This window comes from Pseudarthrobacter defluvii (assembly GCF_030323865.1).
Lineage (GTDB): Bacteria > Actinomycetota > Actinomycetes > Actinomycetales > Micrococcaceae > Arthrobacter > Arthrobacter sedimenti.
Map to the genome: position 1 here is coordinate 3,402,919 of NZ_CP066362.1, position 21,435 is coordinate 3,424,353.

Genomic DNA, 21,435 nt, shown 5'->3' on the forward strand with positions numbered 1-21,435 from the left:
GTCAGGAACCTGTTCATCGATAGAGGTCGTCTGGAAATTCATCATTGCAGCCTGTCCTTGAAGCGGAAACCGAGCCCGGCGTGGTCCGCGAGGGTCACCCGGCTGTTGCTGAACCGCACCGGCGATGGCCCGTCCAGGATGCCCAGCTGCTCGAAGGACGCCTCTTCAACGTCCTCCACCATGGTGGGCTCCGCCAGGGTCAGTGCCAGCTGTCCGGACAGTTCCGGCAACAGGTGCGGCATCACCTTGATGCTGTGGGTCCGGGCCAGCTCCACGATCCGCCGGAACGGGGTGATCCCGCCAACCCGGATGACGTTCGGCTGGATGATGTCCACCGCTTCCGCCTCAATGAAATCGCGGAACCGGTAGATGGTGTGCAGGTTTTCGCCCAGGGCGATGGGCACCGGCGAATGCTTCCGCAGCCGCCGGTAGGCCCAGAGGTCGTCCGCGCGGATGGGCTCCTCCAGCCACTCCAGTCCGAATTCGGCCAGCACATCCAGGGCGCGGAAGGTGGTGGGCAGGTCCCAGCGCTGGTTGGCATCGATCATGAGCCTGCGGCCCGGGCCCAGGACAGAGCGCACCGCGGCGACGCGTTCGGCATCTTCGCGGATGTCCGGTTTGCCCACCTTGATCTTGACCGCCTGGTGGCCTGCTTCAACCCAGCGTTCCACCTGGGCCACCAGCTCGTCCAGCGTGTAGTGCAGGTTGACGCCGGACCCGTAAACCTCTGCTGAGTCCTGGCGCTGCCCCAGCAAGCCGGTGACCGATGTTCCGGCACGGCGTGCCTGCAGGTCCCACAGAGCGAGGTCCACTCCCGCCATGGCGATGGTGGTGAGCCCGCCGCCCCCGGCTTCGTGCAGCCGTTTCCACACCACGTCCCACACCGCTTCGGGAGCGGCCGGAAGTCCGGTGACGAAAGGGGCGATGTCGTAGTCAAGCAGCGCCTTGACTGCCTGGGGACCAATGGTCGGCGTCCAGGAGAAGCCAAAGCCCGTGCCGCCGTCGTCCGTGGAAAGCTCGGTGGCAATCACGTGGTTCTCCGGCGCCTCCGCTCCCCAGTGCCGGCGCAGCGGAACGGTGAGGAGCCGCGTGGCCAGCCCGGTGATGCGGGGAACGGTGCGGACGGATTGGGCCGCAGGGGCACTCATCAGCTGCCGGCCAGCTCGTGGCCCCTGGCCAGGATGGCCTTGAGCTCCACCAGCTGTTCCTCGGTGGGGTCCACCAGCGGCGGACGCACCGGACCGACCGGCAGGCCAGCCAACCGCAGCCCAGCCTTGATCAGCGAAACCCCGAAACCGGGGGTCTGGTCGCGCAGCCGGACCAGGGGTGCATAGAAACCTTCGAGCAGGGCATTGCGCCGGTCCTCGTCGCCTGAAACGTAGGCGTCGTAGTAGGCCTTGGCGATCTCCGGAGCCATGGCGAACGCTGCGGAAGAGTAGAGCGGGATGCCCAGGCCGCGGTAGGCACCCTGGGTCAGTTCGGCGGTGAGCAGGCCATTGAAGAAGGCAAAGTCTTCACGGCCGGTGGCCCGGACGGCGCTTACGATCTCCTGGGCCAGGCCCACATCGCCCAGGCCGTCCTTGAAGCCGATGACCTTGGGATTGGCGGCAAGCTTGGCCATGGACGTGGCGGTGAACTTCGCGTTGCCGCGGTGGTACACGATGACCGGCAGGCTGCTGGCGTTGGCCACGGCCTCGATGTAAGCCACCAGGCCGTCGGTGGGGCCCGTGACCAGGTACGGCGGGAGGACCAGGAGGGCATCGGCGCCGGCTTCCTCAGCGGCGCGGGCGGCGGCAAGAGCGTGGCCCAGCGGTCCGCCGGCACCGGCCACCACGGGAACCTTGCCCGCGACAACCTCGACGGCGGCCGCCACCACGGTGCGGACCTCGTCGATGCTGAGCGCGTGGAACTCGCCGGTCCCGCAGGCGGGGAACACGCCGCCGGGCCGATAAGGCAGCCGGGAAGCGATGTGCTCCTTAAGCAGCTCCACGTCAACGGCGCCTTCGGCCGTGAACGGGGTGACGGGGAAGAAGAGAACGCCGTCGAATTTCATGATGTCTCCTTGGCTCCGCCGCCGGCAGTAACCAGCGTGGAGGCCTCGTCGTTGAGGGTGGGTTTTAGTTCGGTGCGCCAGGTGCGCTTGGGCTGCCATCCCAGGAGTTCCCGGGCTTTGGCGATGGAGAACGCGGGGCTGGTGCCGGTGAGGCCGGAGCTGAGTGCTTCGCTTCCGGGCAGGAATTTCGGCATCAGCTCCGCAAGGGGTGCGGTGGCAAGGGCGTCCGCCGCGCCCACGAAAAAGGTTTCCCCGTTGGGAATGTCATCCATCTTCTGCAGCAGCAGGTCCAGGAAGTCCGCCACGTCCCGCGCGTCCACATAGTTGAACAGGGCCGGGGCCGAGAGTGCGGGATCTGCCAGGCGTTCGGCGAGGGTGTGGCCCTGCTGCGTGGGGGCGCCTTCCCATTCCTCGGGCGAGATCACGAAGCACGGCCGGAATGCCGCATACCGGATCTTCTCCCCCTGCGCGGTCGCGAACATCTGGACGGTCTGTTCGGCGATGTGCTTGGACAGGGCGTAGGCATTCCAGGGCTTGGCAGGCGTGCGCTCGTCAAGCGGGAACGACGGCGGCAGCCACCCCTCCGGACAGCCGTAACCGAGCACGGTGGGGCTGCTTGCCGTGACGATCCTGCGGACCCCCACCTCCGTCGCGGCGCTGATCACCGCGAAGGCGAGCCTGGTGTTCGTGCCGAAGATGACGTCCTCCGGCGCACTGAAAGGGACCGCGATCGCAGCAAGGTGGATGACGGCGTCGGGCTTTGCTGCCCCGATCAGCCGCAACGCCTCACCCGGCGCCAGGAGGTCCGCGGTTTCCTGGACGACGCCGGCGGGCAGCAGCTCAGCGGGCACGGCGTCCCGGTCTACCGAGATCACCTCATGGCCGGCCTGGGCAAGCCCCGCCACCACGCTGCGGCCCAGGCGGCCCGAACCGCCGGTGACAAATATCCTGCTCATGGTCTTTCCCTACTTGCCGCGGCGAAGGTCGACGCCGAGGTCCAGGTCCTCGACGCGCACGGGCAGGGACGTTTCGAGGGAGCGGTTGCCGGCAATGCCCACGGACACCGAACGCAGCCCGTCCAGGTAGCCGGAGGGACGGCCCAGCGGATCCTCGCCCGGTCCGTTGAAGAGGTCCGACAGCAGCAGCTCGTCGCCGCCGCCGTGGCCGCCCTCACCGTTGATGATGGGTACCTCGTAGGCGGCTTCCCAGTGGCGCTGCACCACCAGGCGCTCGCCGTTGCGGCGGACGGCGTCCTCTTCCTCCACGGGCGTGGCGCTGGGGTCAACCACGGTCTTCTGGTCCGTGCTGTGCAGGACGGCGGCGCGTTCCACCACTTCGAGTTCGGCCCGGCCCTCGGTGCCGTTGACCGCCACCCGGTAGCCTTCCCACGGGCTGTGCGCGTTCAGTGAGTAGCTCAGGCGCGGGCCGCCCTGGTACTCCACCACCAGGGCGAGGTTGTCCTCGATGGTGATGCCGCTGGTGAAGACGTCCTGGTCGCGGCGGTAGCCGTCGTAGTGCTCGTTGTCCAGGAAGAGGGCCTTGAGCCGCTCGTCTTCCCTCAGGTCAAGCGCAAAGGGATCCTTTTCCCCTGCGGGGGCATCGGCGTCGGGCGTTCCGCGCTCGGGGCGTGGACCCAACCCGCGCTCGGCAGCGTTCTTGTCGCCGTAGAACTTCAGGCCGCCGGAGGCGAAGATCCGCTCCGGAACGTCGTCAATCCACCAGTTGACCAGGTCGAAGTGGTGGGATGCCTTGTGGATGAGCAGGCCGCCTGAATTCTTCTTCTCCCGGTGCCAGCGGCGGAAGTAGTCGGCGCCGTGGACCGTATCCAGCACCCAGCTGAAGTCGACGGACGTGACCTTGCCGATCACGCCGCTTTGGATGATCTCCTTGAGCGCGCTGTTGCGCGGCGAGTAGCGGTAGTTGAAGGTGACCACCACGTTCCGGCCGGTCTCGTGGACGGCCTGGACGATCCGGCGGCAGCTTTCGGCGTCGATGGTCAGGGGCTTTTCGACCACCACGTCAGCTCCGGCGCGCAGTCCCTCCACGATGTAGTCGGCGTGGGTGTAGTCCGGGGTGGTGACGATGATGCGGTCGATGTCGTTGGCCTGGATGAAGGTGGTGAGGTCCGCAGGCTCAAACGACGTCACGGGTCCCGGGGCGCCCAGCTCCTGGATGAGCTTTTGGTAGAACTCCACGCGCCCCGGGTTCACGTCGGAGAACGCCACCAGTTCGGCGGTGTCCGCGTGCTTGCCGAAAATGGCGCGGATGTACATCTCGGATCGCCCGCCGGTGCCGATCAGGGCTATGCGGGCCTTCCGGCCGTCCCCGGCGAAGGTGGCTGCTGCGGTGTCCGTGCCGGCGGCGGTGCCGGGCCGGGAGGCAGCTGCAGCCGAAGTGGTCTCGGCAGTGTTGACCATGGTGGGTCCCTTTCGAAAAGCTCATTACCCGGCCGTGGGAGCGGCCGCTGACGTTCGGCGGTGGCGCCCGGGGGCACCAGATGAGAAAGCGTTTTCTCGCTTCGCTATAGCAGTTGTATCAATCCCCTTGTGGATACGTCAACCACTCCGGGGACTGGAAGAAAGCGTTTTCTAGCGCTTGGATCCGCCTTGCAGCCGGGGGTGCCGGGAAAACAGTGGGAAAAGAAAGAAATCGCTTTCCCGAAGCCGTATATGCTGTCCTTCAAAGCACCTGCCTTCCGGTCTGCGCGCTCCCGGTCACCGACCGTTCCGGAGGACGCGGGCGGGCGGCGTAAAAGAAGGGTTCCCTATGGCCAGGAAATCGGCAAGCGGCCGGATCGGCATTGCGGATGTCGCCGTCAAGGCGGGAGTTTCCCATGCCACCGTCTCCCGCGTCATGAACGGGAACTTCACCGTGGATCCGGACATTGCAGCCAGGGTCCGTGCCGCCGCCGCGGAACTGAAGTACCAGCCCAACCCGGTGGGGCGCAGCCTGGCGCTTGGCAAGACGGACACCATCGGCATCGTGGTGCCGGACCTGGCCAACCCCACCTTCCAGGAGATCCTCCGCGGCCTCAGCCGGGCTGCGGCCCAGGACGGCTACCGGGTCCTCATTGCCGATTCGTTCGAAGTCTCCAGCGAAGAGTCCATCCTGGCCGGCGAAGCCCGCCGGCGCTGTGACGGGCTGGTCCTCTGCGCTCCGCGCATGTCGGATGCGGAACTGGAAGAGATCGCGCCCTCCCTGCACCCGCTGGTACTGATCAACCGCACCACCGCCACCCCGGGCGTGCCCAGCCTGGTGGTGGACTACGGCCAGGGCGTGCAGGATATCGCCGGGCACTTGGTGGAACTGGGCCACACCCGCCTGGCCTTCCTCGCAGGGCCGCCACGCAGTGCCTCCAACGAGATGCGGCTCAGGGGCCTGGAGACCTTCAAGGCCGCCCACCCCGAGGTTGAGGTGACCATGCTTGAGGGCGGCTCGGACTTCGACACCGGCCATGAAGCGGTGGACGCCGTCCTGGCGAGCGGGGCCACCGGCATCCTGGCCTTCAACGACCTCGTGGCCATGGGCCTGATGAGTGGCCTGCACGAGCGGGGCCTGGACGTCCCCGGCGACATCTCCGTGACCGGCTTCGACGACATCCCCTTCGCCAGGTACACGACGCCGGCACTCACCACAGGTGCGGTTCCCATCAGCGAACTGGGCGAGCAGGCATGGCACCAGCTCCGGGCACTGATCCGCAAGGAAGGGAACGAGACATCCGGCAGCCGCTACCAGCCCCGCCTGGAAGTCAGGGCCAGCACGGGCCCCGCCAAGGCGCCGCGCAGCACAGTCCACGGCTGACCCCAGATGACACCCGGCGGCAGTCACGCCTGGCCCATGGGCCGCGACCTGCCGCCCCGCGAAGCTACCCAATCCCAGAGGAGGAGCAATGACGCACACCGTCCAGCCCAACAACCCCGAGGCTACCCCGGCGCCGGACGCCACGGACATCCCCGCAGCGCCGGCACCTGCCAAGGATCCGTCGTCGTCCGCCTTGCCCGCGGCACTCAAGCGCCGCGTCCCCAAGTACTCCGACCTGGCACCGCTGATGCAGTTCAAGAAGCCCGAGTTCAGCAGGGAAGCCCGGTTGAAGCGGGCCAGCACCATCTGGGAGCTCCGCGAGATGGCCAAGCGACGCACGCCCAAGGCACCCTTTGACTACACGGACGGCGCGGCCGAAGAGGAGATCACGCTCCGCCGCGCCCGCCAGGCGTTCCTGGACATCGAGTTCCGGCCGGGCATCCTCCGCAACGTCTCCACGATCGATTTGAGCACCGAGATCCTGGGCAAACCGTCCCGGCTCCCCGTCGGCATCGCCCCCACCGGGTTCACCCGCATGATGCAGTCCGAAGGTGAATATGCCGGCTCGCAGGCCGCCGAGGCTGCAGGCGTCCCCTACACCCTGTCCACCATGGGCACAGCCTCCCTTGAGGACGTCGCCGAGGCTGCTCCCAACGGTCGCAACTGGTTCCAGCTGTACCTGTGGACGGACCGCGACCGCTCGCTGGAACTCATCGATCGTGCCGCCAAGGCGGGCAACGACACCCTCATGGTCACCGTGGACACCGCCGTGGCCGGCGCCCGCCTCCGCGACGTCCGCAACGGCATGACCATCCCGCCGGCGCTGACCCTGAAGACGGTCCTCGACGCGTCCTACCGCCCGGCCTGGTGGTTCAACTTCCTCACCCACGAACCGCTGACGTTCGCCTCACTGTCCCGCTACACCGGCACCGTGGCGGACCTGATCAACTCCATGTTCGACCCCACGCTCACGTTCGGGGACCTGGACTGGCTGCGCGAAACCTGGAAGGGCAAGCTGGTGGTCAAGGGCATCCAGACCGTGGAGGACGCCCGCCGCGTGGTGGACCACGGCGCCGACGGGGTGGTCCTCTCCAACCACGGCGGCCGCCAGTTGGACCGCGCGCCCATCCCGTTCCATCTGCTGCCCGAGGTCAAGCAGGCGTTCACCACCGACAACAGCGATGCCGCCATCGTCCTGGACACCGGCATCATGAGCGGCGCAGACATTGTGGCCGCGCTGGCCATGGGCGCGGACTTCACCCTGATCGGCCGTGCGTACCTTTACGGCCTGATGGCGGGCGGCCGGGCCGGCGTGGACCGCACCCTCCAGATCCTCGAGAAGGACATGGCCCGCACCATGGCCCTCCTGGGCGTCAGCCGCGTTTCCGAGCTGACCCCGGACCACGTGCGGCTGTTGGGCAAGTAACCCCTACTTCTTGCGGCCAAACTTGGGCAGGTTGGGGAGGTTCGCCAGCAGGTCGGCGGCCTTGGTGGCGGCACGGCCGACGGTGCGTCCGATCTGCTGCGGAACGCTGTCGTCGCTCAGCGGCGCGGCGGTGCCGCCAGGAATCACGACGGCGGGGCTCAGCTCGGCGCCTTCCCGCACCAGGACAGGCGCCGGGACTTCCTCCCGGGCCGGCTGCGCAGGTTCCAGGGACCGTGGCGCAGACGGCAGCGAGGCTGCCGCAGCGGCGACGCCCTCCCGCAGGTGGGCAGGGATTGCCTGGCCGGCGGCTGCCTGGTCCCGGCCGGTTGGTGACGCGGCGGCTTTGGCGCCGGTGCCGACGTCGAACGTTTCCAGCCAGGTGGCGATGCCCTCCAGCGGGCCCCGGTTCAAGGCGTAGTACCGCTTCTGGCCCTGCGCGCGCATGCTGACCAGCTGCGCTTCTCGGAGGACTTTCAGGTGCTTGGAGATGGTGGGCTGGCTAGCCGCCAGTTCCTCCACCAGTTCCCCCACGGCTTTGTCTCCTGCCCGGAGGGCCACCAGGATGTCCCGCCGCGTGGATTCCGCTATGACGGCAAATACGTCGTCTGTCACCATGCCTCCCACCCTAACGACATATACGCCGAAAGGCATCAACTATTTCGGCTGACGCAGGTCGAGCCGGCTAGTCGAACCAGGGATCGAGGCCGTGCAGCGGGAACACCGCCTTGCGGGTGGCCATCACCGTGCGGTCCACGGCGTCATTCGGGTCGAAGCCCACTTCCCAGGAACGCCACCACAGCTCCACGTCGTCGCCCATGAGGGCGGGCGCTTCCCTGCCGAACTTCTCCGCCACGTACTGCCGCCAAACCTCGGGCACAGGTGTCCGCAACGGCACGGGCCGCCCCGCGGCGATGGCCACCAGGTGGCTCCAGGCCCGCGGCACCACGTCCAGCACGTTGTACCCTCCGCCGCCTGTGGCGATCCAGCGGCCGCCGCAGTACCGCTCGGCCAGATGCCCGACGGCGCTTGCCGCCTCCCGCTGTCCATCCACGCTCAGGTTGAGGTGTGTGAGGGGATCGCTGCGGTGGGAGTCGCAGCCGTGCTGGCTCACGATCACCTCAGGTTCGAAGGCACCCACCAGTTGCGGCACCACGGCGTAGAAGGCGCGCAGCCAGCCGGCGTCGGAAGTGCCTGCCGGCAGCGCGACGTTCACGGCTGTGCCCTCCGCCGCCGGGCCGCCGATCTCGTTGGCGAACCCGGTTCCGGGGAAGAGAGTCAGGCCTGTCTCGTGCAGCGAGATGGTGAGCACCCGGGGATCGTCCCAGAAGATGTTCTGCGTGCCGTCCCCGTGGTGGGCGTCAACATCGACGTAGGCCACTTTGGGCACGCCGCCGTCGAGCAGCCTCTGCACGGCGATGGCAGCATCGTTGTAAATGCAGAACCCGCTGGCCCGCTCCCGGGCCGCGTGGTGCATGCCGCCGCCGAAGTTCACGGCATGCACGGCAGAACCCTCCAGCAGGCGCTGGGCTGCGAGCAGTGAGCCGCCCGCCAGGCGCGCAGCGGCTTCATGCATGCCGGCAAAGGCTGGATCGTCCTCGGTTCCCAGCCCGCGGGACTCGTCCGGCTGCGAAGGGTCCGCACTGACGCGGCGGACAGCCGCCACGTAGTCGGGTGAATGGACGCATTCCAGTTCAGCGTCCGTTGCCACCTCGGGTGCCGCCACGTGAACGTGGTCAAGGTCGAAGATCCCCAGGCTCCGGGCAAGGCGGGCCGTCAGCTCCATCCGCTCCGGCGCCATGGGGTGTCCCGGGCCGAAGTTGTAGGCTGTCATGTCAGGACTCCACGCCACCACCGTTGGCGGCGCGGGTTGGCTGAGGCCGGGCAGGTATGTCATCAATCACAGGCTACCCGAGCCAGGCCTGCCGTCCGCCCGGCCATGGAGGGGGCTTGCGTGGTTTACTACTGAAGGAAGCCGTTTCAACCGAGGAAAAGCCATATATGACGCAGAGCCAGTCGAGGCCCCGGACCCCGGCCACCTGGCACCCCCCGGCGCAGGAGCGGGAGGGCCTGTGGATCTTCACGCGGCTGCGGGACTTCATCGACGATATTGCCAACACCTCTCCCGCACGGCTGGCCCTGACCGCGTTCGCCGTGGTCTGCACGGTGTTCACGTTCCTGCTGTCACTGCCGGTCTCTTCGGCTGACGGAACTCCGACCCCCGTCCACCAGGCGCTGTTCACTGCGGTCTCTGCCGTGTGCGTCACGGGACTGACGGTGGTGTCGACGGCGGTCCACTGGTCCTTTTTCGGCCAACTGGTGATCCTGGTGGGCATCTTCATCGGCGGCCTGGGCACGTTGACCCTGGCCTCGCTGCTGGCACTGATGGTGAGCAAACGGCTGGGCGTCCGGGGCAAGATCATCGCCGCGGAATCCATGAACAGCGCAGGCCGGCTGGGCGAGGTGGGTACCCTGCTGCGGATCGTCATCACCACCTCCGTGGTCATCGAGGCGGTTCTGGCACTGACGCTGATCCCCCGGTTCCTCACGCTGGGTGAGCCGTTCTGGCAGTCCGTTTGGCACGGCATCTTCTATGCCATCTCGTCGTTCAACAACGCCGGTTTCACGCCGCACTCGGACGGCATCGTCCCCTATGAGACGGACCTGTGGATCCTCATCCCCCTCATGGTGGGGGTCTTCCTGGGCAGCCTGGGGTTCCCCGTGGTGATGGTCCTGCAGCAGAACGGCCTGAACTGGAAGAAGTGGAACCTCCACACCAAGCTCACCATCCAGGTGTCGCTGATCCTCCTGGTGGTGGGGGCATTCCTGTGGGCGCTGATGGAGTGGGACAACGTCCGGACCATTGGTTCCATGAGCGTGGGCGACAAGGTCACCCACGCGCTCTTTGCCTCCGTGATGACCCGGTCGGGCGGCTTCAACCTGGTGGACCAGAACCATATGGATTCCACCACCATGCTGCTGACCGACGCCCTGATGTTTGCCGGCGGCGGTTCCGCGTCGACGGCGGGCGGCATCAAGGTGACCACCATCGCCGTCATGTTCCTGGCCATCATTGCCGAGGCCCGGGGCGATGCCGACGTCAAGGTGTACGGCCGGACAATTCCCCAGGGCAGCATGCGGGTGGCCATCTCCGTGATCGTCGCCGGCGCCACCCTGGTGTCAGTGTCGGCGTTCCTGCTGCTGCACATCAGCGGCCAGTCCCTGGACCGCGTATTGTTCGAAACCATCTCGGCGTTCGCCACGGTGGGGCTCAGCACCAACCTGAGCGCCGAGGTGCCCCCTGCCGGGGTCTACGTCCTCACGGTGCTGATGTTTGCAGGCCGTGTGGGTACCGTAACCCTCGCCGCGGCGCTGGCCCTGCGCCAGCGCAGCCAGTTGTACCACTACCCCGAAGAGAGGCCGATCATTGGCTAGTTCCACAGACGCCGCCCGGCGCCCCGCCCACAACGCGCCGGTCCTGGTGATCGGGTTGGGCCGCTTTGGATCGTCCACCGCAGAGCAGCTGGTAAAGCAGGGCCGGGAAGTACTGGCCATCGAGCGGGACCGGAACCTGGTGCAGAAATGGGCGCCCCTCCTGACCCACGTGGTGGAGGCCGACGCCACCAACATCGATGCGCTCCGCCAGCTCGGCGCCCAGGAGTTCAGTTCCGCCGTCGTGGGCGTGGGCACCTCCATCGAGTCCTCCGTGCTGATCACCGTCAACCTGGTGGACCTGGGCATCGAGCACCTCTGGGTCAAGGCCATCACGCCCTCGCACGGCAAGATCCTCACCCGGATCGGCGCCAACCATGTCATCTACCCCGAGGCCGATGCGGGGGTGCGTGCGGCGCACCTGGTGTCCGGGCGCATGCTGGACTTCATCGAGTTCGACGACGACTTCGCCATCGTCAAGATGTACCCGCCGCGCGAAACGGTGGGCTTCACCCTGGACGAGTCAAAGGTCCGCTCCAAGTACGGCGTGACCATCGTGGGCGTGAAGTCCCCGGGTGAGGACTTCACCTACGCGCGGCCGGAGACCAAGGTGTCCTCCCGGGACATGCTGATCGTCTCCGGCCACGTGGACCTGCTGGAGAGGTTCGCCGCCCGGCCCTAGCCGAGCTGCTTGGTGATCTCCGCCGCGCGGTCGGCTGCCGCCTTCGCGCCGGCCGCGATGATGGCAGGGATCCCCTGTTGGTCGAACGTGGCGATGGCGCGCTCGGTGGTGCCGTTGGGGCTGGTGACCGCCTTGCGCAGCGCTGCGGGGTTTGCGCCGGGTTCGGCGAGCATGAGGCCTGCCCCGGCCACCGTTTCGCGGGCCAGCAGCAGGGACAGTTCGCGGTCCAGGCCCAGCTCCTCGCCTGCGTTCGCCATGGCCTCTGCAAGGTAGAAGGCGTAGGCCGGCCCTGATCCGCTGATGGCCGACAGCGCATCGACCTGCTCCTCGGGGACCTCAACGACGGTTCCGGCACCCCGCAGGATGTCCTTGACCAACTGAAGCTGTTCCGGGGTGCAGTGCGTGCCCGGCGAGACGGAGACGACGCCGCGGCCCAGCTTTGCCGGGGTGTTGGGCATGGTCCGGATTACCGGCTGCCCGGCGGGCAATGCGGCCTCCAGCTGGGCGATGGACACGGCCGCGGCCACGCTGACCACCACGGTGTCCGGCGACAGGGCAGGGCTGATCTCCCGGGCAAGGTCCGTGATGCCCACAGGCTTGACGCCAAGGATGACGACGGCGGATCCCTTGGCGGCCTGCCTATTGTTGTCCGGCTCTTCCTCGCCCGCGATGGCGGTGATCCCTTGGTAGCGTCCGGCCAGTTCCGAGGCACGCTCGGCGCGGCGGACGGTGGCCACCACGTCCCCGGGATCGGTTCCTGCCTTCAGCAGGCCGCCAAGAATGGCTTCGTTCATGGATCCACAGCCAAGGAATGCGATTCGGTTGCTCATGCCTCCCATCATTGCAGCACGCACGCATTCACAGGCAACTCCCATCTTCACCGCAGGCAGCACACAACTTGCGGCCCTAACGTAGTTATTACCTCATTGAGGGTGCGAGTGATGCGGCAGGCATGGGGATGCCTGCCAGGGCACCGGCGGCGCGGCAACAGGTTTTCCCCCATTTTCCTGTTGCCCGCCCCGGTGCTTCCGCTTTTAACCGGCAGGTTCTTACCGCCAGGCTTCAGGCATCGAAGCGCGCGGGCAAGCAGTAAAGCGGTGAGGCTAGACGGTTGCGTCCACCGATTGCGCGGCGGCCACGTGGGGTGCCGGCTGGAGCGGGCCGGAAAACACCAGCTGGTCCAGGCGCCGCAGGATGAGTCCTTCACGCAGGGCCCACGGGCAGATGCGCAGCTTCTTGAACTTGAACATCTCCAAGGCGGCCTCCGCCACCAAGGCGCCGGCGAGCAGCTGGTGGGCCCGTGCCTCGGAGACGCCGGGAAGGTGGAGCCGGTCTTCCGAGCTCATGGCCGAGATCCGCTGGGTCCAGATGCCCAGGTCCGAGGCATGCAGTTCACGTTTGACGTAGGGGCCTTCAGCACTGGGGGCGGCGCCGGCGATCCGGGCGAGGGACCGGAAGGTCTTGGACGTACCGGCCACCACGTTTGCCCGGCCCAGGCCGTCGAATTCCCGCACGGCAGGCTTGAGCGTGGCCCTGATGTAGCGGCGGAGTTCTTTGACGCTCTTGGCCGACGGCGGGTCGTCGGCGAGCCAGTCCCTGGTGAGCCTGCTTGCGCCCAGCGGCACGGAGGTGGCCACCTCCGGCAGTTCGTCCTGGCCGAAGGCCATTTCGAAGGAGCCGCCGCCGATGTCCAGGTTCAGGATGGGACCGGCGCCCCACCCATGCCAGCGCCGGACGGCGAAGAACGTCATGGACGCTTCCTCGCTGCCCGTGAGCTCCTGGAGGGTCACGGTGGTTTCGTGCTTGACCCGGGCCAGCACAGCGGGGCCGTTGGTGGCTTCGCGGATGGCTGACGTACAAAAGGCCAGCAGGTCCTCGGCCTTGTGCCGGGCAGCGAATTCCCACGCTTCCAGCACGAACTCGGTCAGCTCGTGCTGGCCCTCGTCGCTGATGCTGCCGTCCGGTTCCAGGTACTGGACCAGGGACAGCGGCCGCTTGTGCGACGCGAACGGGACCGGCTGCGCGCCGGGGTGGGCATCCACCAGGAGCAGGTGGACAGTATTGGAACCAATATCGAGGACGCCTAGACGCATGGGGACATTATTGCTCGTCAGCGCGCTTGAAGTCGCGCCGGATGTTGGCAACGCCCTCCGGGTTGATCTCAAAGCCGTAAGCGGCTCCTGGGTTGATCACCATGCCCAGCTCATCGCCGAGGTTGGCGATGATGGCTGCCCCCTGCGTGCCCAGCACGTTGGGAGCGGCTTCCAGGTACTGCTGGTCCACCCTGCTGGGGTGCGAGAAAACGGCAAGGACGGGGTCGCCGTCGGCGTTGGCCAGGACCAGCGGCTCCACCTGGGAGTCCATGCCTTCCACGGTGTCCGAGCTGATGATGTAGACCTCGCTGTTGAGGAACGACAGGATGACGTCCACGGGGTTCGCGTCAGGCTGTCCGCCGGTGGCGAGCTTCTCCTCAAGGTCGTTGAGCGGGTTGGTGTCGTCGATTCCCTGCTGTTCAGTCATACGACTAGCCGATCACGATCCGCTGGCCGGCGCAAACGCGCCGGCCAGGATGCTACTTCTTTGCCGTTGCCTTCTTCTTGGCCGGCGCCTTGCGGGTGGCGGTCCGCTTGACCGGGCCCTTGGCGCGCTTCTCCGCCAGCAGCTCCACTGCCTGCTCCCGCGTGAGCTCCTCGAGGGAGGTGGCGCGGGGAACCGTGATGTTGGTGATGCCGTCGGTGATGTAGGGTCCGAACCGGCCCTCCTTCACCACAATGTTCTTTTCCGACACCGGGTCCGGCCCGAACTCGGCCAGCGGCGGCACCGCGGCACGGGCGCCGCGCTGCTTGGGCTGGGAGTAGATCTCCAGTGCCTGCTCCAGGGTGATGGTGAAGATTTCCTCCTCGGAGCCGATGGAGCGGGAGTCCGTTCCCTTCTTCAGGTACGGGCCGAACCTGCCGTTCTGGACCGTGATGAGGTTGCCTTCGGCGTCCTCCCCCAGCGCGCGGGGAAGGCTCATGAGCTGCAGTGCCTCGTCCAGGGTCACGGACTCGACGGTCATGGACTTGAACAACGAGCCTGTGCGCGGCTTGGCCTTGACCGGCTTCTTGGGCGGCTTGGGCTTGCCGTTCTTGTAGTACTCCAGCGGCTGCTTGGCCAGTTCCTCGTCCGTCATCTCGGGGATGATCTCGGTGACGTAGGCGCCGTAACGGCCGTTCTTGGCCACCACCGTATGGCCCGTGTGCGGATCGGCGCCGAGCACGCGCTCCTCCGGCGCCGCCGTCTCCATCAGTTCGATGGCTTTGGCAGCGGTCAGCTCGTCGGGCGCCAGGTCCTCGGGCACGTTGGCGCGGGCCGATTCCACGATCTCGCCGGTCTTCGGGTCCACGACGGCGGCCGAGCTTTCCAGGTACGGGCCGAACTTGCCCACCCGGAGCGTGATTTCGTCCGTGATGGGGATCGAGTTGATTTCCCTGGCGTCGATTTCGCCCAGGTTGTTGACGATACTCAGCAGGCCGGGATCGGAGTCCTCGCCGAAGTAGAAGTGCCGCAGCCAGGAGGCACCGGCTTCCTGGCCGTTGGCGATCTTGTCCAGGTCGCCTTCCATGTCTGCGGTGAACTCGTAGTCCACGTAATCGGAGAAGTGCTGCTCCAGCAGGCGGATGACCGAGAAGGCGATCCAGCTGGGTACAAGTGCTGAGCCCTGCTTCCGGACGTAGCCGCGGTCCTGGATGGTGGAGATGGTGGAGGCGTACGTGGACGGGCGGCCGATGCCCTTCTTCTCCAGTTCCGCGGTGAGGGACGCTTCCGTGTAGCGCGGCGGCGGGGAGGTCTCGTGCCCCACGGCCTGGATGTCAGCTGCGGTGAGGGAGTCGTCCTTGGCCACGTTGGGCAGCCGGCGGGCTTCGTCGGAGTCGTCGTCGCCGCGGGTCTCGTCCTTGCCTTCCTCGTAGGCGGCCAGGAAGCCGGGGAACGTGATCACGGTGCCGGAGGCGGAGAACTCGGCGTCCCGGCCGTCGGTGGACACGGCACCGAGGCGGATGGTCGCCGTCGAACCCTTGGCATCGCCCATCTGGGACGCGACGGTGCGCTTCCAGATGAGTTCGTAGAGGCGGAACTCGTCCCCGGACAGCTGTTTCGCCACCTGGGCCGGCGTGCGGAAGGAGTCACCTGCGGGGCGGATGGCCTCGTGCGCTTCCTGCGCGTTGGCGGCCTTGTTCGAGTACACGCGCGGGGACTGCGGCACGTATTCCGGACCGTACAGTTCGGACGCCTGCCGGCGGGCTGCGGTGACGGCCTCGTCGCTCAGTGCGGAGGAGTCGGTACGCATATAGGTGATGTAGCCGTTTTCATACAGCCGCTGGGCGATCTGCATGGTGCTCTTCGAGGAGAAACGCAGCTTGCGGCCGGCCTCCTGCTGCAGCGTGGAGGTGGTGAACGGCGCGGCGGGACGGCGGGTGTACGGCTTGGTGTCCACTGAGCGGACGCGGAAGTCCGCGTTCTGCAGGCCGGCCGCCAGGGACGTTGCCAGTTCCTCGTTGAGGTGGGCCACGTTCCGCGAGGTGAGCTCGCCGTTGTCGTTGAAGTCGCGGCCCGTGGCCACCTTGGCGCCGTCCACGGCGGCCAGCTTGGCCTTGAACGAGCCGGACTCGGCGCCGAACTGGCCGGTCAGGTCCCAGTAGGAGGCAGCCTTGAAGGCCATGCGTTCACGTTCGCGGTCCACCACCATGCGGGTGACCACGGACTGCACGCGGCCGGCGGACAGGCCGCGGGCCACCTTGCGCCAGAGGACGGGTGAGATTTCGTAGCCGTAGAGGCGGTCCAGGACGCGGCGGGTTTCCTGGGCGTCCACCAGGTCCTGGTCCACGTCGCGCAGGTTGCCCATGGCGCGCTGGATGGCTTCCTTGGTGATTTCGCCGAACGTCATCCGGTACACCGGAACCTTGGGCTTGAGCACTTCCAGCAGGTGCCACGCGATGGCTTCGCCCTCGCGGTCCCCATCTGTTGCGAGATAGAGTTCGTCGGCGTCCTTGAGGGCGGCCTTAAGCTCGGTGACCTTTTTCTTCTTGTCCGGGGACACCACGTAGTAGGGCTTGAAGTCGTGGTCGATGTCGACGGCGAACTTGCCCACCGAGGTCTTCTTCAGCTCTGCAGGCAGTTCGGACGGCTGCGGCAGGTCCCGGATGTGACCGATGGAGGCCTCCACGATGAAGCCCTCGCCGAGGTACTTGGCGATGGTCTTGCTCTTGGCCGGAGACTCCACGATCACGAGTTTCTTGCCGGTTTTGGCCTTGCTTGGCACGGTGCTCCTACAGAAAAAGATTGCTGGGGCAGATGAGCCCATGTTCGCCTAGTTCACCATATTTTGGGGAATCGTGCGCATTCATGTGGAAAAGACGGGGCTCCATTGCGGGCTTACGGGGGCATCCCGTCAGGCAGTCATCCCGGCCGGGAGCAGGAAGCCGTCGCGGACCAGATTGGCCACGTCGGCGAGCAGCGCGCCCTGGAAGGACCCGCCGTCGAACGCTTCCTCCCCGGCGAAATCCCCGCCCAGGAGGGCCTCCAAGGCGCCGGCAATCTGCCCGGCGGTAAGGTCGCCGTCGCATGCCGACACGAACCCGGCCAGCTCGGTGCTCATCAGGTTGGTACGGCGCAGTCCGGCACCCTGCCGGAGCAGGATCACGCCGGGGTGCTCGGCGCCGGGACGCTGGTGGCGTTCCTCGGTTACGTCGTCCGCCACGAGCAGGTGCGTGTTGCCAAGATCATGCGCCGCAAGCCAGTCGCAGCGTTCGATGGCGGCACCCAGGTGGGGGCCGATGGGCTGCTCAATGGGGTAGGTGATTTCCTCGAAGCGGCTGACGGCGGCCGGCGCACCGTCGGCGGGACGCCGCAGCCACACCATACCGAAGCCGATCCCGGTTACATTCCTGGAGGCAAAATCCGCGAGGTAGGCCGCGTACGCCTCCCGGTAGTGCTGCCGGTCGCGGGATTCCGAGGCGTCCTGCAGCCAGGTCTCGGCGTATTGTTCCGGGCTGACCTGCTCGCGCTGGATGAACCAGGCGTCCGTGCCCGGCTGCACCCACGACCTGGGCCGTTCGTCCCAGCCGGCGCCCGCCGGGACTTCCCAGTTTCCCAGCATCTGGGCCCAGCCGCCGGGCGCCAGGATACCCGGCAGCTCTGCCACCAGGGACGCGACGATCCCATCCCCCGCCAGGCCGCCGTCGCGGTAGGTGAACTGGTCCGCCGCATCCTCGCCGGCGCTGCGCGGGGTGATGACGAACGGCGGGTTGGAGACCACCAGTCCGAACTCCTCCCCGGCAACGGGCTCGAGGAGGGAGCCCAGTCGCAGGCTCACCCTGTCCTCAAGGCGGTCCGGATCCACCGAGAGGGCTTCCGCGTTAAGCAGGATGTTGAACCGCGCGTAGGCCAGGGCCCGCTCGGAGATGTCGGTGGCGGTGACGTGCTGGCAGTGGTGCAGCAGGTGGAAGGCCTGGATGCCGCAGCCGGTGCCCAGGTCCAGGGCGCGCTCGGTGTGGCGGCGGATGGTGGTCTGAACCAGGGTGGTGGATGCCTGCCCGATGCCCAGGACGTGGTCGTGCCGCAACACGCCCGCCTGCTGGTGCGCGGCGAGGTCGCTGGCCACCCACAGCTCCGCGCCGCCGCTGCCGTCATCATTCTTGTCCCAGCCATATGGCCGCAGGTCCGCCTTGGCGGTGAGCAGCGCCGAGCCGGGGACGGGCTGCACCAGCCCCAATTCCAGGAGCCCTTCGACGCCGGTTCCCGGCAGCGCGCCGTCGAGCGTTTCCCGCTCCTGCGGCTCGGCGAGCAGCCACAAGCGGACGACGGCGGCAAGCGGCGCCACGCGGCTGTCCTCCTTTACAGCCTGCTCGGCAGCAAGCAGCGCGGGAATGATCTGGTCCCGGTTCAACGCGGCCGAGCCTGTAGGACCCAGGAGCCGGGCGACGCCGTCGAGCGTGTAGTCCAGGCGGCGCAGGTCCGCAGCAAGCGCGGCCAGCAGTCCGGGGAGGTCGCTGCGGGGGGCGTCGGGGATGTTGCCGGCGGTGAACTCGTAAGGGGATCTAGGCACCGCCCAAGTTTAGTCCGGCATGGCTGCGGGGTACGGTGGAGCCATGCCTTCCCGCCTTTCCCTCATGCTGCGCGCCCGCACGGACGTTACAGTACGCCGTTCGCTGCCATGCGCCGCGGTCGCCGCGGTGCTCGGCTTTGCCCTGGCGGGATGTTCGCCGGTGAACCCGGTGGAAAACGCTGACGTTCCGAAGTGGCAGGCCACTGCCCTGCCCTCGTCCCCGGCTGGTGTTGTGCTGCAGGACTCGGGGAAGATCCTCAACCGGGACCGCATTGTGCAGGAAGCCGCCAGGGTGCCCGCGGGCAGCTACACCCTCACCGCCGTGTGCGACGGCACGGGCAAGGCATTCTTCGCAGTGTCGCTGGACGGCAAGGCCGTGGCCGAAGCCGGGGCAGCCTGCAACGGCCTGCAGGAATCCACCAGAATCACCTTGCCCGCCTCCGGACGCGTCGAAATCAGCACCTCCAGCGTGGACGCCCCGCTGCTCTACGCCTACCGGCTGGTGCCCGCGAAATAGCCCCTCCTCCGGCTCTGGCCCGCCGCCCGCTGCGGGCATAAAGTCGGACTATGCCCAGCGTGCGGGGAAACTCCGCGCCCCTTACCCGAGGGACAGCACGGGCGCCCCTGGCACCGAAGCCGGCGGCCGCCGTCGCCCTTGGACTTGTGCTTGCGGCAGGTGCGCTGGTGGCCTGTGAATATACGTACGACGACCGGGCCGGCAGCGCGCAGGGCACCGCAACCGTCGCCCCGGCGCCGGCTTTCACCCGTGACCCGCTGCAGCAGGATCCCGTCAGCGACGCCGAGCTTGGCGACTGGGTGTCGCGGGCACTGCCGGACAGCACCGGTCCCGTGGTCCAGTCCGGTGCCGGGCTCCTGGGCGCCGGGGAGGTGCGGAACGTTTCGTCGCCGGTGCTGGAGACCGGAACCTACATCCTGGCCATCGCCTGCCGAAGCCAGCGCCGGGTGACCTTCACCGTGCGCACCGAGACCCTCACCCTGGTGGACCTGGGCCTGCGGTGCGGCATCAACCGCGAAAACGTCATCTATCTGTCCACGGACAGCGTCTTAGCGGTCAGGGTGGAGGCCAGGACCCCTGCCAACTACGCCTTCCGCGTGCGCCGGCTTTGATCTTCTTCCAGGCGGGGCTGCCTGACGGGGCTGCTACTCGCGCTGCTACGCAGCCGCGCAGCCGTCCGGGCAACGGAGGGTTTCCGGGCTGGCGGCGCACTCGGCGCAGTACAGCGTCAGGGTCCGGCAGCTGGGGTTGGAGCAGTTCTCGAACTTGTTCGAGGGCGCGGAGCAGCGGGCGCACTCACCGATGGTCTTGGCGTCCTCGCTGAACTCCAGGTGCATGCGCTTGTCGAAGACGTAGAGCGAGCCTTCCCAGAGCCCCTGGTCCTTGAATGCTTCGCCGTACCGGACGATGCCGCCGTCCAGCTGGTACACCTCTTTAAAACCGCGGTTCACCATCAGGCTGGAGAGCACCTCGCAGCGGATGCCTCCGGTGCAGTAGGTAACCACGGGCTTGTCTTTCAGGGCGTCGTACTTGCCGGACTCCAGCTCCTTGATGAAGTCGTGGGTGGTTGCCACGTCCGGGACCACGGCGTCCTTGAACCGGCCAATCTGGGCTTCGAACGCGTTCCGGCCGTCGAAGAACACCACATCCTCGCCGTCCTTTTTCCTGGCCTCGACGAGTTCGTGCAGCTGCTCGGGCTTGAGGTGCTTCCCGCCGCCCACCACACCGTTGGCGTCCACCTTGAGTTCCCCGGGGGCGCCGAAGGAGACGATCTCGTCCCGCACCTTCACGCTGAGCCGGGGGAAGTCCTCCGCACCGCCGTCGGACCATTTGACGTCGATGCCGCGGAAGCCGGGGTATTCCCGGGTGGTTTTGACGTACTGCTTAACGGCGCGGATTTCCCCGCCCACGGTGGCATTGATCCCGTCCTTGGAGATGAGGATGCGGCCGGTCAGGCCCAGCTTCTCGCACAGGGCGCGCTGCCAGAGCCGCACCGCATCGGGATCGGCGATGGGGGTAAAGCCGTAAAAGAGCACAATCTTGTTCAAAGCCACGTATTTAAGGGTACCGGCTGGGCTGCCTGCGCCTGCCAGCCTCCGTACAGCCCGGACCCTGGTGCTCATCACAATTGGATAAGCACTTCCGCACCCCCTGTTGCTGGCGATCGGGCTGGAATAGTGTTCATCCCATGAGTCCGGAAACCCTGGTTGAAGACATCACTGGCCTGCTCGAGGTGTGGGTTGCCGGCTGGGCGGGATGTCGCGGCTACCGGACCTCCACGGAGGGCCGTTTCCCTTCCGCGCTCCGCGCCGACACCAGCGGGGAGTGGGAAGTCTTCGCGTCCGAACCCACCGCGGACGAGTTCGCCGCACTGGCGGCCAAGACGGCCGAATCCCCGGCCCGCGTGCTCACCATCCTCACCAACGACCCCTCCCGGTATATGGATCTGGCTGCCCGGCACAGGCTGAACGTCACCTCTGACACGCAAACGATGATGATCGTGGACATGGAGACCCAGGACGCCGAGGACCCCTGGCTTTCAGACGATGACCTGAGCCTGTCCACCTTCGAGCAGGACGGCGTCCACTATGCGGAGGTCCGCTCCGGAGACGCCATCGCGGCCAGCGGCCGGGTGTTCGTGGTGGGTGATACCGCAGTGTTCGACAAGATCATCACCGAATCCTCGTTCCAGCGCAGGGGCCTGGGCAGCTTCATCATGCGCGCCCTGGCGGCCCAGGCCTTCGGCCACGACGTGCGGACCGGTCTCCTGCTGGCTTCGGCGGACGGGCAGAAGCTCTATTCACACCTCGGCTGGACCACGGTGGCACGGGTCCTGATGCTCTCGGCGTCCCATGAGGGCGCGGACCTCTCGTTGAGCTGAAGCTGCCTGCCGGCCTTTTCCCGTCGGCGAACCTTGGCTGTGCATAAGGCGCCGGATGAAAGA

19 protein-coding genes are annotated in these 21,435 nt (G+C 67.2%); 7 read left to right on the plus strand and 12 right to left on the minus strand.

The annotated features are described in order from the left end of the window. Window positions 1-41: 41 nt before the first annotated feature. Genes JCQ34_RS15840 through JCQ34_RS15855 form a run of 4 tightly spaced genes read right to left on the minus strand, consistent with a single transcriptional unit; the run spans window position 42 to window position 4,470 of the window. Window positions 42-1,148, minus strand: a complete 1,107-nt coding sequence (locus tag JCQ34_RS15840; protein ID WP_286399030.1) for a mandelate racemase/muconate lactonizing enzyme family protein — start codon at window positions 1,146-1,148, stop codon at window positions 42-44. Then, a complete protein-coding gene (locus tag JCQ34_RS15845; RefSeq protein ID WP_286399033.1) occupies window positions 1,148-2,053 on the minus strand; it encodes a 5-dehydro-4-deoxyglucarate dehydratase in 906 nt (301 codons plus the stop codon). Before JCQ34_RS15845 ends, JCQ34_RS15840 begins: the two co-directional genes overlap by 1 nt. Beyond that, entirely contained in the window at window positions 2,050-3,009 is a 960-nt protein-coding gene (locus JCQ34_RS15850; protein ID WP_286399036.1) for an NAD-dependent epimerase/dehydratase family protein, read from the minus strand. The genes JCQ34_RS15845 and JCQ34_RS15850 overlap by 4 nt, the downstream gene beginning before the upstream one ends. A gap of 9 nt (window positions 3,010-3,018) precedes the next feature. After that, window positions 3,019-4,470: a Gfo/Idh/MocA family protein gene (locus tag JCQ34_RS15855; protein WP_286399038.1), complete on the minus strand. Its 1,452-nt coding sequence runs from the start codon at window positions 4,468-4,470 to the stop codon at window positions 3,019-3,021. Between the two features lie 349 nt (window positions 4,471-4,819). Between JCQ34_RS15855 and JCQ34_RS15860 the strand changes: the two genes are divergently transcribed. Both JCQ34_RS15860 and JCQ34_RS15865 read left to right on the plus strand, forming a co-directional pair. Next, window positions 4,820-5,854 carry a LacI family DNA-binding transcriptional regulator gene (locus JCQ34_RS15860; protein ID WP_286399041.1) on the plus strand — a complete coding sequence of 345 codons (1,035 nt, stop codon included), beginning with the start codon at window positions 4,820-4,822 and terminating at the stop codon, window positions 5,852-5,854. Window positions 5,855-5,942: 88 nt separating this feature from the next. Beyond that, a complete protein-coding gene (locus JCQ34_RS15865) occupies window positions 5,943-7,280 on the plus strand; it encodes an alpha-hydroxy acid oxidase (protein ID WP_286399044.1) in 1,338 nt (445 codons plus the stop codon). A gap of 3 nt (window positions 7,281-7,283) precedes the next feature. On the opposite strand, the gene JCQ34_RS15870 is transcribed toward JCQ34_RS15865, so the two are convergent. Further along, window positions 7,284-7,895 carry an ArsR/SmtB family transcription factor gene (locus JCQ34_RS15870; RefSeq protein WP_286399045.1) on the minus strand — a complete coding sequence of 204 codons (612 nt, stop codon included), beginning with the start codon at window positions 7,893-7,895 and terminating at the stop codon, window positions 7,284-7,286. Between the two features lie 67 nt (window positions 7,896-7,962). Further along, the gene (locus tag JCQ34_RS15875) at window positions 7,963-9,174 is read right to left on the minus strand and encodes an acetoin utilization protein AcuC (protein ID WP_286399046.1); all 1,212 of its coding nucleotides are present in this window, start codon (window positions 9,172-9,174) and stop codon (window positions 7,963-7,965) included. Between the two features lie 104 nt (window positions 9,175-9,278). Here JCQ34_RS15875 and JCQ34_RS15880 point away from each other — a divergent pair, with 104 nt between their 5' ends. Next, a complete protein-coding gene (locus tag JCQ34_RS15880; protein WP_286399049.1) occupies window positions 9,279-10,712 on the plus strand; it encodes a TrkH family potassium uptake protein in 1,434 nt (477 codons plus the stop codon). Then, window positions 10,705-11,391: a potassium channel family protein gene (locus tag JCQ34_RS15885; protein WP_056328631.1), complete on the plus strand. Its 687-nt coding sequence runs from the start codon at window positions 10,705-10,707 to the stop codon at window positions 11,389-11,391. The genes JCQ34_RS15880 and JCQ34_RS15885 overlap by 8 nt, the downstream gene beginning before the upstream one ends. Here the strand turns inward: JCQ34_RS15885 and proC are convergent. The 5 genes from proC to JCQ34_RS15910 form a co-directional block, all read right to left on the minus strand. Then, the gene (gene proC, locus JCQ34_RS15890; RefSeq protein WP_286399052.1) at window positions 11,388-12,221 is read right to left on the minus strand and encodes a pyrroline-5-carboxylate reductase; all 834 of its coding nucleotides are present in this window, start codon (window positions 12,219-12,221) and stop codon (window positions 11,388-11,390) included. The two genes, JCQ34_RS15885 and proC, sit on opposite strands and share 4 nt — an antisense overlap. 273 nt (window positions 12,222-12,494) lie before the next feature. Next, the gene (locus JCQ34_RS15895; protein ID WP_286399053.1) at window positions 12,495-13,484 is read right to left on the minus strand and encodes a Ppx/GppA phosphatase family protein; all 990 of its coding nucleotides are present in this window, start codon (window positions 13,482-13,484) and stop codon (window positions 12,495-12,497) included. Window positions 13,485-13,491: 7 nt separating this feature from the next. Next, on the minus strand, window positions 13,492-13,911 hold the full coding sequence (locus JCQ34_RS15900) for an SseB family protein (RefSeq protein ID WP_277796907.1): 420 nt from the start codon (window positions 13,909-13,911) through the stop codon (window positions 13,492-13,494). Window positions 13,912-13,963: 52 nt separating this feature from the next. Continuing rightward, on the minus strand, window positions 13,964-16,690 hold the full coding sequence (gene topA, locus JCQ34_RS15905) for a type I DNA topoisomerase (protein WP_286399061.1): 2,727 nt from the start codon (window positions 16,688-16,690) through the stop codon (window positions 13,964-13,966). Between the two features lie 129 nt (window positions 16,691-16,819). Continuing rightward, window positions 16,820-18,475 carry a N5-glutamine methyltransferase family protein gene (locus JCQ34_RS15910; RefSeq protein ID WP_286399063.1) on the minus strand — a complete coding sequence of 552 codons (1,656 nt, stop codon included), beginning with the start codon at window positions 18,473-18,475 and terminating at the stop codon, window positions 16,820-16,822. Between the two features lie 43 nt (window positions 18,476-18,518). On the opposite strand from JCQ34_RS15910, the gene JCQ34_RS15915 reads away from it, so the two are divergent. Next, on the plus strand, window positions 18,519-18,992 hold the full coding sequence (locus JCQ34_RS15915) for a hypothetical protein (RefSeq protein ID WP_286399065.1): 474 nt from the start codon (window positions 18,519-18,521) through the stop codon (window positions 18,990-18,992). Between the two features lie 50 nt (window positions 18,993-19,042). Continuing rightward, window positions 19,043-19,603: a hypothetical protein gene (locus JCQ34_RS15920; protein ID WP_286399068.1), complete on the plus strand. Its 561-nt coding sequence runs from the start codon at window positions 19,043-19,045 to the stop codon at window positions 19,601-19,603. Window positions 19,604-19,648: 45 nt separating this feature from the next. Here the strand turns inward: JCQ34_RS15920 and JCQ34_RS15925 are convergent, their stop codons facing one another. Further along, the gene (locus JCQ34_RS15925; RefSeq protein WP_286404586.1) at window positions 19,649-20,545 is read right to left on the minus strand and encodes a rhodanese-related sulfurtransferase; all 897 of its coding nucleotides are present in this window, start codon (window positions 20,543-20,545) and stop codon (window positions 19,649-19,651) included. 134 nt (window positions 20,546-20,679) lie between these two features. Between JCQ34_RS15925 and JCQ34_RS15930 the strand changes: the two genes are divergently transcribed. Further along, complete coding sequence (locus JCQ34_RS15930; protein WP_286399071.1) at window positions 20,680-21,372, plus strand: GNAT family N-acetyltransferase; 693 nt, start codon at window positions 20,680-20,682, stop codon at window positions 21,370-21,372. Window positions 21,373-21,435: the final 63 nt, after the last annotated feature.

Excerpts from the sequence above, each read along its gene's own strand:
- JCQ34_RS15840 (WP_286399030.1), bottom strand. The coding sequence starts at position 1,148 with ATGAGTGCCCCTGCGGCCCAATCCGTCCGCACCGTTCCCCGCATCACC.
- JCQ34_RS15845 (WP_286399033.1), bottom strand. The coding sequence starts at position 2,053 with ATGAAATTCGACGGCGTTCTCTTCTTCCCCGTCACCCCGTTCACGGCC.
- JCQ34_RS15850 (WP_286399036.1), bottom strand. The coding sequence starts at position 3,009 with ATGAGCAGGATATTTGTCACCGGCGGTTCGGGCCGCCTGGGCCGCAGC.
- JCQ34_RS15855 (WP_286399038.1), bottom strand. The coding sequence starts at position 4,470 with ATGGTCAACACTGCCGAGACCACTTCGGCTGCAGCTGCCTCCCGGCCC.
- JCQ34_RS15860 (WP_286399041.1), top strand. The coding sequence starts at position 4,820 with ATGGCCAGGAAATCGGCAAGCGGCCGGATCGGCATTGCGGATGTCGCC.
- JCQ34_RS15865 (WP_286399044.1), top strand. The coding sequence starts at position 5,943 with ATGACGCACACCGTCCAGCCCAACAACCCCGAGGCTACCCCGGCGCCG.
- JCQ34_RS15870 (WP_286399045.1), bottom strand. The coding sequence starts at position 7,895 with ATGGTGACAGACGACGTATTTGCCGTCATAGCGGAATCCACGCGGCGG.
- JCQ34_RS15875 (WP_286399046.1), bottom strand. The coding sequence starts at position 9,174 with ATGACATACCTGCCCGGCCTCAGCCAACCCGCGCCGCCAACGGTGGTG.
- JCQ34_RS15880 (WP_286399049.1), top strand. The coding sequence starts at position 9,279 with ATGACGCAGAGCCAGTCGAGGCCCCGGACCCCGGCCACCTGGCACCCC.
- proC (WP_286399052.1), bottom strand. The coding sequence starts at position 12,221 with ATGAGCAACCGAATCGCATTCCTTGGCTGTGGATCCATGAACGAAGCC.
- JCQ34_RS15895 (WP_286399053.1), bottom strand. The coding sequence starts at position 13,484 with ATGCGTCTAGGCGTCCTCGATATTGGTTCCAATACTGTCCACCTGCTC.
- JCQ34_RS15900 (WP_277796907.1), bottom strand. The coding sequence starts at position 13,911 with ATGACTGAACAGCAGGGAATCGACGACACCAACCCGCTCAACGACCTT.
- JCQ34_RS15915 (WP_286399065.1), top strand. The coding sequence starts at position 18,519 with ATGCCTTCCCGCCTTTCCCTCATGCTGCGCGCCCGCACGGACGTTACA.
- JCQ34_RS15920 (WP_286399068.1), top strand. The coding sequence starts at position 19,043 with ATGCCCAGCGTGCGGGGAAACTCCGCGCCCCTTACCCGAGGGACAGCA.
- JCQ34_RS15930 (WP_286399071.1), top strand. The coding sequence starts at position 20,680 with ATGAGTCCGGAAACCCTGGTTGAAGACATCACTGGCCTGCTCGAGGTG.